General features: G+C 59.4%; 11 protein-coding genes. 8 read left to right on the top strand and 3 right to left on the bottom strand.

From position 1 onward, the window contains the following. Positions 1 to 247 precede the first annotated feature (247 nt). Positions 248 to 1,423 carry a sugar efflux transporter gene (locus ACUXAC_RS02630; RefSeq protein ID WP_454266458.1) on the top strand — a complete coding sequence of 392 codons (1,176 nt, stop codon included), beginning with the start codon at positions 248 to 250 and terminating at the stop codon, positions 1,421 to 1,423. On the opposite strand, the gene ACUXAC_RS02625 is transcribed toward ACUXAC_RS02630, so the two are convergent. After that, positions 1,420 to 1,674 carry a YkgJ family cysteine cluster protein gene (locus ACUXAC_RS02625; protein WP_019453627.1) on the bottom strand — a complete coding sequence of 85 codons (255 nt, stop codon included), beginning with the start codon at positions 1,672 to 1,674 and terminating at the stop codon, positions 1,420 to 1,422. The genes ACUXAC_RS02630 and ACUXAC_RS02625 overlap by 4 nt on opposite strands. Positions 1,675 to 1,938: 264 nt before the next feature. On the opposite strand from ACUXAC_RS02625, the gene mtr reads away from it, so the two are divergent. Beyond that, entirely contained in the window at positions 1,939 to 3,183 is a 1,245-nt protein-coding gene (gene mtr, locus ACUXAC_RS02620) for a tryptophan permease (RefSeq protein ID WP_060439415.1), read from the top strand. A 126-nt stretch (positions 3,184 to 3,309) separates the two neighbouring features. Continuing rightward, complete coding sequence (gene yeiP / locus ACUXAC_RS02615; RefSeq protein ID WP_004935725.1) at positions 3,310 to 3,882, top strand: elongation factor P-like protein YeiP; 573 nt, start codon at positions 3,310 to 3,312, stop codon at positions 3,880 to 3,882. A 43-nt stretch (positions 3,883 to 3,925) separates the two neighbouring features. On the opposite strand, the gene uxuA is transcribed toward yeiP, so the two are convergent. Continuing rightward, positions 3,926 to 5,116 (bottom strand): mannonate dehydratase, encoded by a 1,191-nt coding sequence (gene uxuA / locus ACUXAC_RS02610; protein WP_084827381.1) that lies wholly within the window; start codon positions 5,114 to 5,116, stop codon positions 3,926 to 3,928. Positions 5,117 to 5,408: 292 nt separating this feature from the next. On the opposite strand from uxuA, the gene ACUXAC_RS02605 reads away from it, so the two are divergent. Next, positions 5,409 to 6,881, top strand: coding sequence for a mannitol dehydrogenase family protein (locus ACUXAC_RS02605; RefSeq protein WP_387441750.1), 1,473 nt, complete (start codon positions 5,409 to 5,411; stop codon positions 6,879 to 6,881). A gap of 62 nt (positions 6,882 to 6,943) precedes the next feature. Here ACUXAC_RS02605 and ACUXAC_RS02600 read toward each other — a convergent pair whose 3' ends face one another. After that, positions 6,944 to 7,252: a type 1 fimbrial protein gene (locus ACUXAC_RS02600; protein WP_060420188.1), complete on the bottom strand. Its 309-nt coding sequence runs from the start codon at positions 7,250 to 7,252 to the stop codon at positions 6,944 to 6,946. Between the two features lie 318 nt (positions 7,253 to 7,570). Here ACUXAC_RS02600 and ACUXAC_RS02595 point away from each other — a divergent pair, with 318 nt between their 5' ends. From ACUXAC_RS02595 to ACUXAC_RS02580, 4 genes are all read left to right on the top strand, one after another. After that, the gene (locus ACUXAC_RS02595; protein WP_089186218.1) at positions 7,571 to 8,545 is read left to right on the top strand and encodes a CobW family GTP-binding protein; all 975 of its coding nucleotides are present in this window, start codon (positions 7,571 to 7,573) and stop codon (positions 8,543 to 8,545) included. 78 nt (positions 8,546 to 8,623) lie between these two features. Then, positions 8,624 to 9,334, top strand: coding sequence for a phosphatase PAP2 family protein (locus tag ACUXAC_RS02590; protein ID WP_038876299.1), 711 nt, complete (start codon positions 8,624 to 8,626; stop codon positions 9,332 to 9,334). Between the two features lie 410 nt (positions 9,335 to 9,744). Then, positions 9,745 to 10,320 (top strand): bifunctional murein DD-endopeptidase/murein LD-carboxypeptidase, encoded by a 576-nt coding sequence (gene mepS / locus ACUXAC_RS02585; protein ID WP_038876300.1) that lies wholly within the window; start codon positions 9,745 to 9,747, stop codon positions 10,318 to 10,320. A gap of 412 nt (positions 10,321 to 10,732) precedes the next feature. Continuing rightward, a complete protein-coding gene (locus ACUXAC_RS02580) occupies positions 10,733 to 12,316 on the top strand; it encodes a cyclic di-GMP phosphodiesterase (RefSeq protein ID WP_060420184.1) in 1,584 nt (527 codons plus the stop codon). Positions 12,317 to 12,331: the final 15 nt, after the last annotated feature.

Raw genomic sequence — 12,331 nt, 5'->3', positions numbered from 1 at the left:
TTTGCAGAAAGCAGCGGATAACAAACAGGGAAAATCAATGAATTGATTTTCGGCTGATGACCACAAAGGAGGAAAAACCACGTTTTTTCCTCCTTTGTCAACGGTCTGGGGGGCGCGACGCGCCCCTTTTTTCTCGTCGCCGCACGACATATCCGTTTACCCTTCGCCGCAAGGGAGCGGTTTGCGTTTCATTTCAACGGGCGTATGATGCGCGCGACCTTCCTTTTTCGACGAATTATCAACCACCATGCCGACTTCATCCGCAATAACGCGACGCGCGCCCGATCTCACTTCGCTGGCCTTTTTGGCGGTGGCGTTCCTGACCGGTATCGCCGGTGCGTTGCAAACCCCGACGCTGAGCCTGTTTCTGGAAACCGAGGTCAAGGTACGCCCGGCGCTGGTCGGGCTGTTCTTTACCGGCAGCGCGGTGATCGGCATTCTGGTCAGCCAGTTTCTCGCCGGCCGTTCGGATAAACAAGGCGACCGCAAGTCACTTATTTTCCTCTGCTGCATGCTGGGTGCGCTGGGATTCACGCTGTTCGCCTGGAACCGCGACTATTACCTGCTGCTGATCGTCGGCGTGGTGCTCACCAGCTTCGGCTCCACCGCCAACCCGCAGATGTTTGCGCTGGCGCGTGAGCATGCCGACCGTACCGGCCGCGAGGCGGTGATGTTCACCTCCATCATGCGCGCCCAGGTCTCCCTGGCCTGGGTCATTGGCCCGCCGATCGCCTTCGCGCTGGCGCTGGGCTTCGGCTTTAAGGCCATGTATCTGGCGGGCGCGGCGGCCTTTGTGCTGTGCGGCCTGCTGGTGTGGAAACGGCTGCCCTCGATGCCGAAAACCGCGGCGACGAACGCGCCCCTGGCCGCACCGCGGCAGCACCGCCGCGATTCGCTGCTGCTGTTCGTCGCCTGCACCCTGATGTGGACCGCCAACAGCATGTACCTGATCAACATGCCGCTGTACGTGGTGCACGAGCTGCGGCTACCGGAGCGGCTGGCCGGGATATTGATGGGCGCCGCCGCCGGGCTGGAGATCCCGGTCATGCTGCTCGCCGGACTGGCGGCGAAGCGCTGCGGCAAACGCCGCCTGATGCGCGGGGCGGTGGTCGCCGGCGTGCTGTTCTACTGCGGCCTGCTGTTTATCACCGACAGCTGGCAGCTCATCGCCCTGCAGCTGCTGAATGCGGCGTTTATCGGCGTGCTGGCGGGGATCGGCATGCTCTATTTTCAGGATTTGATGCCCGGCCAGGCCGGCGCGGCCACCACGCTGTTCACCAACACCACCAGGGTGGGCTGGATCATCGCCGGCTCGATCGCCGGCGCGGTGGCGGAAATCTGGAACTACCATGCGGTGTTTTACGCCGCGCTGGCGATGACGGTGGGGGCCACGCTGTGCCTGTGGCGGTTGAAAGACGCTTAGGGCGCGGTGTCCGCTTCCAGCCTGGCGAGATAAATCAGCGCCTGATCGCGGTGATCGTGGCACATGTCGCGGCTCGGCTGCAGGCTGCCGCACACTTTCGGCCGCAGCGGCGAATGAAACAGACCGCAGCGCAGCTGCTCATCCAGGTGAATGCAGCGGGTATTGGCGGGCTTGCCGTTCGGCATGCCGGGGATCGGGCTGGATATTGACGGCGCGATACAGCAGGCGCCGCAGTCGCTGCGACAGTCCATCAGCGCTACTCCTGGTGGGCTGGGGAAAAGAAGCGCGACAATAGCAGCCGCGCGCGGCGGCCGCCAGCAGAATCCCTGCGCCCCGGCGATCTTTACACTCATCGCCCTGCGCCGGCCGGCGTCATCGTATGGCGAATAAACGCCCAACACACCTTGATTTACAGATAAAAACGCGTGAAACGTGCAATTCCCCCGCTTTACATGCGCCATACACCCATGTACCATTGAGCTAGTACAAAAGAACCTCTTCCATCAGGAGCACGCATGTCTACGGACACCATCCAGAAGCTGGCCCGCCCTTCCGTCCTCGGCGGCGCGATGATCATTGCCGGAACCGCCGTTGGCGCCGGCATGTTTTCCATTCCGATCGTCACTTCCGGTGTCTGGTTCAGCGGCTCCGTCGCGCTGCTGGTGTATACCTGGGCCTGCATGTTGCTTTCTGGCTTGATGATCCTCGAAGCCACGCTGCACTACCCGAGCGGCGCCAGCTTCAACACCATGGTTAAGGATCTGCTGGGTAAGGGCTGGAACGCCGTGAACGGCCTGTCGGTGGCGTTCGTGCTGTATATCCTGACCTACGCCTATATCTCCGCCGGCGGCTCGATCATCGCCCACACGCTGGAGGGCATCGTCGGCGTCGGCCAGACCACCGCCGGCCTGGTGTTCGCGCTGGTCGTGGCGTTTATCGTCTGGCTCTCCACCCGCGCGGTCGATCGCCTGAGCACCATTCTGATCGGCGGTATGGTGATCACCTTCGTGATGTCGGTGGGCGACATGTTCACCCACGTGCAGCCTGCGGTGCTGTTCAACACCGGCGATGATCAGGCCAGCTATCTGCCTTACGCCCTGGCGGCGCTGCCTTACCTGCTGACCTCGTTCGGTTACCACGGCAACATTCCCGGGTTGGTGAAGTACTACCACAAGGACAGCGGCTCCGTGGTACGCAGCCTGGTGTACGGCACCCTGCTGGCGCTGGCGATCTACATCCTGTGGCAGTATGTGATTCAGGGCAATATCGCGCGCGACGCCTTCAAGCAGGTGATCGCCGAGGGCGGCAATATCGGCAGCCTGCTCAAGCAAATGGGCAACGTCTCCAGCAGCCAGACCGTCAGCCAACTGCTGAACGCCTTCTCCTATATGGCGCTGGCCAGCTCGTTCCTCGGCGTGTCGCTGGGCCTGTTCGATTACCTGGCGGACTTCTGCAAGTTCAAGGACGACGCCGTCGGACGCAGCAAGACCGCGCTGGTGACCTTTGTGCCGCCGACCCTGGCCGCGCTGCTGTTCCCGAACGGTTTCCTGTACGCCATCGGCTTCGCCGGGCTGGCGGCCACCATTTGGGCAGTGATCGTGCCAGCGCTGATGGCGCGCGCCAGCCGCCGCCGCTATCCGCAGGCGGGATACCGCGCACCGGGCGGCAACGGCGTGATCCTGTTCGTCATCCTGTTCGGCTTGATCAACGCCGCCGCGCATATTCTGTCGCTGTTCGGTCTGCTGCCGGTCTTCCACTAATCCCCGCAGGGAGAGCATCTGTTCTCCCTTTCCCGCACTGTTTTTACGCCGGGCTATTGCCTGAAATCAGCGGCGCGAGTACCTTGTCGCAACTTCTCTAATACTCTTCATTGCGGATGAATTGAAATGGCAAGAGCTAACGAAATTAAGCGCGGCATGGCGATCAGCTACAACGGCAAACTGCTGCTGGTAAAAGATATCGACGTGCAGAGCCCGAGCGCCCGCGGCGCCAGCACCCTGTACAAAATGCGCTTCTCCGACGTGCGCACCGGCCTGAAAGTGGAAGAACGCTTCAAGGGCGACGATATCCTGGACACCATTTCCCTGTCGCGCCGCAAGGTGAACTTCTCCTATATCGACGGCGAAGAATACGTGTTCATGGATGACGAAGACTACACGCCGTACATCTTCAAGAAAGACCAGATCGAGGACGAGCTGCTGTTCATTCCGGAAGGCGGTCTGCCGGGTATGCAGGTGCTGACGCTGGACGGCCAGGTGCTGGCGCTGGAGCTGCCGCAGACCGTGGATATGGAAATCGTCGAGACCGCGCCGGGCATCAAAGGCGCTTCCGCCAGCGCCCGCAACAAACCGGCCACCATGGCGACCGGCCTGGTGATCCACGTGCCGGAATACCTCAGCGCCGGCGACAAGATTCGCATTCATATCGCCGAACGCCGCTACATGAGCCGCGCCGACTAGTCGACGCCAGCGGGGCCGAGTCTCGGCCCCGTTTCCTTTTCCGCTACGGCAACTCCGGGAAAAATCGCCGCTTGAGCGCCAGCTCGACGCCGCGCAGCTCCGCCAGCCCTTTCAACCGCCCGATGGCCGAATAGCCCGGATTGGTTTTCTTTTTCAAGTCGTCCAGCATCTGATGCCCATGATCGGGGCGCATCGGGATCGGCCGCCGATCGCCTGCCCGCTGTCGGCGCAGCTCTTCGGTCAGGATCGCTTCGATCACCGCCACCATGTCCACATCGCCCTGCAGGTGCGCCCCTTCGTGGAAGCTTTTCGGGTTCTCCTCGCGGCAGGTGGCGCGCAGGTGGGTAAAGTGAATGCGATCGCCGAAGGTTTCAATCATCCGCACCAGATCGTTATCGGCGCGCACGCCGTATGAACCGGTGCATAGGGTGAAGCCGTTATAAATGCTGTCGACGGTCTGCTTCAGCCACTGCATGTCTTCAATCGTGGAGACGATGCGCGGCAGGCCGAGGATCGGCCGCGGCGGATCGTCGGGATGCACCGCCAGCCGGATGCCGGCCTCTTCCGCCACCGGTACGATGGCACGCAGAAAGACCGCCATATTTTCGCGCAGCCGCGCCTTATCGATGCCGTCGTATTCCGCCAACCGGCGGCGGAACTGATCCAGCGTGTAGCCCTCTTCCGCTCCCGGCAGCCCGGCGATGATGTTACCGGTCAGCCGATTTTTTTCTTCCTCGCTCATGGCGGCGAAACGGGCCGCCGCCTGGCTGCGCTCCTGCGGCGTATAGTCCGCCTCGGCGCCGGCGCGCTGCAGGATATGCAGCTCGAACGCGGCGAAGGCTATCTGATCGAAACGCAGCGCCTTGGAACCGTCCGGCAGCGGATAGGCCAGATCGGTGCGCGTCCAGTCGAGGATCGGCATGAAGTTGTAGCAGACGGTATCGATGCCGCAGGCCGCCAGGTTGCGCAGCGACTGCTGGTAATTGGCGATGTACCGCCGCCAGTCGCCGCTGTGGGTTTTGATCTCCTCATGTACCGGCACGCTCTCCACCACCGACCACACCAGCCCCTTTTCCGCCAACAGCGCCTGCCGCGCGCGGATTTCGTCGATCGGCCAGACTTCACCGTTCGCGATATGATGCAGCGCCGTCACCACACCGGTCGCCCCGGCCTGACGTACATCGTCCAAAGAAACCGGATCGTTCGGGCCATACCAACGCCATGTTTGTTCCATGTTTTGTCCTTATGCCTGTCTCGCACCGCAATGCTGTTATACCAGTTTAATCTAGATGTCAGTTATCTTTAAGGTACTCTTTCGCCCTGCGCTGTCAAAACCGAACCCCTCATTGGTTGATCCACTTCACGATTCTGGCTTATTTTGGACTGACCAATTCCTTTAACTGCCCGACAGCCTTACACTGGTCGCAGTTTTTATCACCGGTGCCACCCTGCCTGCGCGGCGGAAAACTGGTCTGCTAACTTGGCGCAAGTGGCCCGCAAGCTGTCTTACCCGTTTTGGAGATGAGATGAAAACGATCGCCAACACCCCGCTGCCGAGCGCCGTCCGGCAGCCGGACTATGACCGCCGGGCCCTGCGCAGCCGCATCGTGCACCTTGGCTTCGGCGCGTTCCACCGCGCGCATCAGGCGCTGCTGACCGATCGGGTGCTGAGCGCCCAAGGCGGCGATTGGGGCATTTGCGAAATCAGTCTTTCCGGCGGTGTGCCGCTGTTTGAGGCGCTGCGGCAACAGGATCATCTGTACAGCGTGCTGGAGAAAGGCGCGGACGGCCATCAGGCCATCGTGGTCGGTGCGGTGCATGAGAGCCTGCATCGCAAGCTGGAAGGCATCGCCGCGGTGCTGGAGAAGCTGGCCGAGCCGCAGGTGGCGATCGTTTCGATGACCATCACCGAAAAAGGCTACTGCATCGAGCCCGGCAGCGGGCGGCTGGATAGACAGCATTCGGGGATCGTCGCCGATCTGGCGTGGCCGCATCAGCCACAGACCGTGCCCGGCATTTTGGTGGAAGCGCTGCGGCTGCGGCGCGAACGCGGCCTGCCCGCCTTCTCCCTGCTCTCCTGTGACAATATTCCGGAGAACGGCCACGTGCTGCGCCGGGCGGTGCTCGATCTGGCGCAGGCGCGGGATCCGGCGCTCGCCGACTGGATCGCCACCGCCGCCACCTTCCCCTGCACCATGGTGGATCGCATCGTGCCGGCCGCCACGCCGGCCACGCTGGATGAGATCGCCACCGCGCTGGGCGGCGTGCGCGACGAATGCGCCATCGCCTGCGAGCCCTTCATCCAATGGGTGGTGGAAGACAACTTTACCGCCGGACGCCCGGCGTGGGAGCAGGCCGGCGTCCAACTGGTCAGCGATGTACTGCCGTTTGAACACATGAAGCTGCGCATGCTGAACGGCAGCCACTCATTCCTGGCTTACCTCGGTTACCTGGGCGGCTACCGCTATATCAACGAGTGCATGGCGGATGAGCACTACCGCCGCGCCGCCCTGCGGTTGATGCTGGACGAACAGGCCCCGACGCTGAGCGTCACCGGCATCAGCCTGCCCGACTACGCCGCACAGCTTATCGCACGCTTCAGCAACCCCGCGCTGCAACACCTCACCTGGCAGATCGCCATGGACGGCTCGCAGAAGCTGCCGCAGCGCCTGCTGGACGCGGTACGCTGGCATTTGCGGCACGGCGGTGACTATAGCGGGCTGGCGCTGGGCGTGGCGGGCTGGATGCGTTACGTCGGCGGCGTCGATGACGCCGGTCAGCCGATCGACATTCGCGATCCGCTGGCAGACGTGCTGCAACAGACAATCGCCGCCACGCCGGACGATCGGCGGCGCGTAACGGCGCTGTTGGCGCTGAAATCGGTGTTCGGCGAAACGCTGGCGGCGCATGCGGCGTTTATAGAAACGGTGACGCAAGCCTATTTGTCGCTGCGCGATCGCGGGGCGCGTGAAACGGTGAAGGAGTGGGTGATGCGGTGAGGAGCCTGCAGGGCCGAGAATAACCATGCCGGCGTAACGTTACGCCGGCATGGCGGAACGACTTAACGATAAACGACCGTCATAACAGCGAGCTTCTTCTGTTGGTCTACCCACTTCATTTCGGTTGTGCCTAGATTTAGCGGAAGTTCTTTGCGTGTAGCATCAAAACCTGACAACGCTTGCTGGGCCTGATAACGCTGGCCGTTGCGGTAACATTGCGTATTCGCCTTAGAATCTGCAATATTGACCGTGCAAGGACTTTCAACGATAGAACCGACGAAGCGAATTACCCCGCCGGCCACTCCTGCATGACTCACTGCCGTCCATGAAAACAACATTCCTACGATCAAAAATAACCGAAAGGTATTCATGGCAACCTCATTTTTAGTTAAGCCAATTTAACCATAGAGGATCTTGTTAGGAATAATCGCAAGGAAAGGGACGCAATTTGATCGTTAATCGCGTCATTAACAATGTAAAAACAAACTACTAACAAAAGTTAACCGCATCTAATACAGGGTTTTATCTAAGAATTTTCTTGCTTTGAAAGGTGGCTTTTGTCGGTTGAAAAGCGCAGGGTGACGTGCAAAATTTGCGAGATAGAGCACAAATTAAATTGCGGCCGCTTCACCGACAAGGCAGCGCAACTCATTTATTAAGCAAGTTAATTTTTACGCCAGGAATTATTAATGACCAAAACTAATTTGATTACCGGCTTTCTCGGCAGCGGTAAAACCACCACCATCCGCCATTTGCTGGCTCATAAGCCCGACCAGGAACGCTGGGCGGTACTGGTCAACGAATTCGGCGAAATAGGCATCGACGGCGCGCTGCTGGCGGACAGCGGCGCGGTGCTCAAAGAGATCCCCGGCGGCTGCATGTGCTGCGTCAACGGCCTGCCGATGCAGGTGGGCTTGAATATGCTGTTGCAGCAGGCCAAACCGGACCGGCTGCTGATCGAGCCAACCGGGCTCGGGCATCCGAAACAAATCCTGTCGCTGCTGACCCAGGAGAGCTATGCCGGCTGGATCGATTTGCAGGCTACGCTGTGCCTGCTGGATGCCCGCCAGCTCAGCCAACCCCGTTACCGCGACAACGAAAACTTCCGCGATCAGCTGGCCGCGGCCGACGTTATTTTGGCCAGCAAAAGCGATACCTATCAGCCGGAAGATCGGTTGGCGCTGGAAGCCTGGAGGGCGCAAGATCCGCTGCAGCGGCCCTGCTACGCCATCGCGCAAGGCCAAGCGGATGTCGCGCTGTTGTCCCTCCCGCGCACGAATCGTGCAGAATTACCGGACGCGCAGCATCATCATGGTCAGGCGAAAACGCAGGGGCTGGCGGCGCTGCGATTGCCGGAGCACGCCCGCTGGCGGCGAGCGCTGAACGAGGGGCAAGGCTTCACCAGCTGCGGCTGGATTTTTGACGCCGACACCCAGTTCGACACCGTCGGCTTTATGGAGTGGGTACGACTCGCGCCGGTCGAACGCGCCAAAGGCGTGGTGCGCATTCCCGAAGGCACATTGCTGATCAATCGGCAGGGGCAGGATCTCAACATCGAAACCCGCCCGCTCGCGCCGCTCGACAGCCGGATTGAACTGATCCACAGCGAAAATACCGACTGGAACGCCCTGCAATCCGCCCTGTTTAAGATTCGTTTAAGTTAAACCCCGTACCGTTGCCCCCCCGGTTGTCGCAGGGCGGCCGGGTTTTGTTTCGTTTTCATTTTTTCAACAGGTTATGTCATGACACGCCGCAATTTACCCTTCATTCTCTTCTTTAACTTACTGGGCGTTGCGCTGTTTCTGTCCTGGTTCCTGCCGGCCAATCACGGCGGCTGGTTTACCCTGGATTCGGCGATTTTTTTCTTCTTTAACCGCCATCTGGCTACCGACCCGGCATTTTTGCATCTGGTCGCCATCACCAATAACCGCGCGTTTGATGTCATTTCGCTGCTCGCCATGGGTCTGCTGTATCTGTACTTCTACCTGAAGCAGGACGCCGCCGGCCGCCGCCGCCTGGTGATCACCGGCGTGGTGATGCTGCTGACCGCCGTGGTGCTGAATCAGCTTGGCCATCTGCTGCCGGTGAAACATCCGAGCCCTACCCTGACCTTCGACAATATCCATCGCGTCAGCGAGCTGACCGGCATCCCGACCAAGGACGCTTCCGGCGACAGCTTCCCCGGCGACCACGGCATGATGCTGATTATTTTTTCCTGCTTTATGCTGCGCTATTTCGGCCGCGGTGCCTTCGCCGTCGCCCTGCTGATTACGCTGGTCTTTTCATTGCCACGCGTGATGATTGGCGCCCACTGGTTTACCGATATCGCCGTCGGTTCGCTGTCCGTGGTGCTGGTTGGCGCCAGCTGGGTGCTGATGACGCCTTGCAGCGACTGGATTGTCGATCGGTTGAATCGCCTGTTGCCCGGCAAGCACCGCCCCGGCCAACCATAACTTGCGTCTATGACTCATGCCGGGAGGCCCACGCCTCCCGTGCTCTCCCCCCGCGCCGCGCGCAAAATTTCACCGCCGCCCGTTAACGCTTTTGCAACCTGATTTCACGCCAGATTCATACATCGGACAATTGGCGTTTTTTATATGAAGATTTACATTATGTTACATCACAAATTCATATAAAAAAGACGGGAAAAAGGCTCGCAATCCCCTATTTGTTCCGGTAATCTCAGATGCGTTTGTGCCTGGTTTAAGTCGAATCAGTATGGAATCCGATAAAAATGTGCGTTCTCGCACGTTTTCAACGGTAACTGGTTGTCGATGCAACAGGTGCGGACTAGGCTCGTTCCGTTTGGCATTTTTCAGGTAGCGACTTTCGTCGTTAAGGACTTCAAGGGAAAACAACAACAATGGTCAAATCTCAACCGTTTCTGAGATATTTTTTGCGGGTAGTCCCTGCAATTGCCGCGGCGGTTATGCTGTCAGCGTGCAGCTCGACTCACACTTCGAACTTGAATAACGCACAAACTGAGATGCGTGCAGTTAATGACAAAGACGGTCTTTTACTGCAAGCCTCTCAGGATGAATTCGAAGCGATGGTCCGCAACGTTGACGTCAAGTCAAAGATTATGGATCAGTACGCGGACTGGAAAGGCGTTCGCTACCGCTTAGGCGGTGACACCAAGCGCGGCATCGATTGCTCGGCGTTTGTGCAGCGTACCTTCCGCGAACAGTTCGGCATGGATTTACCGCGCTCTACCTATGAACAGGAAGATCTCGGCAAGAAAATCCAGCGCACCAAGCTGCGCGCCGGCGATTTGGTGCTGTTCCGCGCCGGCTCTACCGGGCGTCATGTCGGCATCTATTTAGGCAACGATCAGTTCGTTCACGCCTCCACCAGCAGTGGTGTCATGATTTCCAAGCTGACCGATAACTATTGGGACAAACGTTATCGAGAAGCGCGCCGGGTGCTGACCAGCGGCTGACGGCGCATCGCCTTGAAGATTCCGAATACCAAACGAGCGATAAGCGCCGCCTACGGGCGGCGTTTTTTTTGGCGGTTGAACAGGTGCCCTCGCGCTTGGTCCCTGGCTTATCGTCACCTCTCCCCGCTTAACGCCGCCGCACGCCATTATTTTGATAAACTGTTGGCAGGAAATCGCGCCGTCGAGGAAAAACTCGCCTATTATCGTCAGATGACGGCAACGGCGCCCCGGCGTTATTTAAAACGTTTCCGCTTAGAATAGGCGCATTATATTTCTGTCGGCGACGCCGCGTATTTAAACGGCGCCGCCGGTTGGTACGGGATAAAAAGGCAAAAATGAAAAAAAAGCCGTTGGTACAATCCATTAACTGGCTGTGCGACACCCCTGACGCCCTGTTGCAGAGGACTCGGTTATGGGCTTGAAAAGGGCTTTCGCCCGCAGCGTCTCTCACCGACAGCGCAGCCTGGCTAAAAGCGGCGTCGCCGCTCTGGTATTTTTTACGCTATTCACCGCGGTCACGCTTTCTTTGATCAACCACCAGCGCACGCAATATCAACATAAAGTCGAAGCGCGTACGCAAAAGTTCACGCTGGGTTATATCTCGCATCTGACGGCCGTGATGCAGCAAATGATGCCGCTGTTGGACAAGCCTTGCCTCTCCAGCCAGTCGGACATTACCTACCAGGCGGCCTTTACCAGCGGCGTGCGCACCTTTCTGTTGGTGAAAGACGGCTACGCCTATTGCTCCTCCGCCACCGGCGACATGATGCTGCCGATGAAAAACCTCTATCAGGACATCGACTGGGATCTGCCTTTGGATCTCAAGCTGCAGCAGGGCACGCCGATCGTGCCAAATAAGCCTGCGGTTGCGGTTTGGCTGCGGCATCCCGGCGAGCAGGCCACCGGCATCCTCGCTACGCTGGACATCGATCTGATGCCCTATCTGCTGTTCACCTCGCACGACGAACAGGCGCCGGGCATCGCCATCGTGATGGGCAATCGCGCGCTGACCACTTTCAGCCCGAACCTGATGCCGGTCGATCAACTGCCGAAAGGCAAGGCGGATAACCTGACGCTGCCCAATCTGCCGTTGACCATCATGTTCTACAACGAGAAGCTGACGCCCAACGACATTCGCCTGACGCTGTTGGGCAGCCTGGTGCTGTCATTGATGATCGGCGTACTCTGCTACTACATGCTGCTGCTGCGGCAAAGCCCGGAGCGCGCGCTGCTGCGCGGCATCAAGCGCAACGAGTTCTTTATCGAATACCAGCCGGTGTTCCACACCGACAGCAACAGCATCGGCGGGCTGGAAGCGCTGATTCGCTGGCAGCATCCGATCGAGGGCCGCATCCCGCCCGATGTCTTTATCCCCTACGCCGAAAGCAACGGGCTGATCGTGCCGCTTACCCGCCAGCTGTTCAGGCTGATCGCCGAAGATGCGCCGCAGCTTGCCAAAGCGCTGCCACGGGGAGGTAAAGTCGGCCTCAACATCTCCCCCGCCCACCTTAGCGCACCGTCGTTCCACCAGGACGTGTATGAACTGTTGGCGCAGCTGCCGGGCGATTACTTCACGCTGGTGTTTGAAATCACCGAGCGCGGCATGGTGGAAGAAGAGAGCGCGCTGGCGGAGTTTGACTGGCTGCACAAACAGGGCATCGAGATCGCGGTAGACGATTTTGGCACCGGGCACAGCGCGTTGATCTATCTTGAGCGCTTCACCATGGATTACCTGAAGATCGACCGTGGCTTCGTCAACACCATTGGCCAGGACACGGTCACCGCGCCGGTGCTGGATGCGGTGATCTCGCTGGCGAAAAAGCTGAAAATGCTGACGGTGGCCGAAGGCGTCGAAACCGCCGAGCAGATGCAGTTCCTGCAAGAACACGGCGTCAACTTCATGCAGGGATACTACTTCAGCAAGCCGCTGAGCATCGACAACTTCGTCGCCTACTGCAATGCTCATCAGGTCTTTGATTATCAGGCAAAAAAATAGTTAATCTTTAAGCAT

It is taken from the genome of Serratia sp. 121840015-1, from assembly GCF_053627655.1.
This window is presented reverse-complemented; position numbering and strand designations above follow the sequence as displayed.

Coding starts and splice junctions, on each gene's coding strand:
- ACUXAC_RS02630 (WP_454266458.1), top strand. CDS start 248: ATGCCGACTTCATCCGCAATAACGCGACGCGCGCCCGATCTCACTTCG.
- ACUXAC_RS02625 (WP_019453627.1), bottom strand. CDS start 1,674: ATGGACTGTCGCAGCGACTGCGGCGCCTGCTGTATCGCGCCGTCAATA.
- mtr (WP_060439415.1), top strand. CDS start 1,939: ATGTCTACGGACACCATCCAGAAGCTGGCCCGCCCTTCCGTCCTCGGC.
- yeiP (WP_004935725.1), top strand. CDS start 3,310: ATGGCAAGAGCTAACGAAATTAAGCGCGGCATGGCGATCAGCTACAAC.
- uxuA (WP_084827381.1), bottom strand. CDS start 5,116: ATGGAACAAACATGGCGTTGGTATGGCCCGAACGATCCGGTTTCTTTG.
- ACUXAC_RS02605 (WP_387441750.1), top strand. CDS start 5,409: ATGAAAACGATCGCCAACACCCCGCTGCCGAGCGCCGTCCGGCAGCCG.
- ACUXAC_RS02600 (WP_060420188.1), bottom strand. CDS start 7,252: ATGAATACCTTTCGGTTATTTTTGATCGTAGGAATGTTGTTTTCATGG.
- ACUXAC_RS02595 (WP_089186218.1), top strand. CDS start 7,571: ATGACCAAAACTAATTTGATTACCGGCTTTCTCGGCAGCGGTAAAACC.
- ACUXAC_RS02590 (WP_038876299.1), top strand. CDS start 8,624: ATGACACGCCGCAATTTACCCTTCATTCTCTTCTTTAACTTACTGGGC.
- mepS (WP_038876300.1), top strand. CDS start 9,745: ATGGTCAAATCTCAACCGTTTCTGAGATATTTTTTGCGGGTAGTCCCT.
- ACUXAC_RS02580 (WP_060420184.1), top strand. CDS start 10,733: ATGGGCTTGAAAAGGGCTTTCGCCCGCAGCGTCTCTCACCGACAGCGC.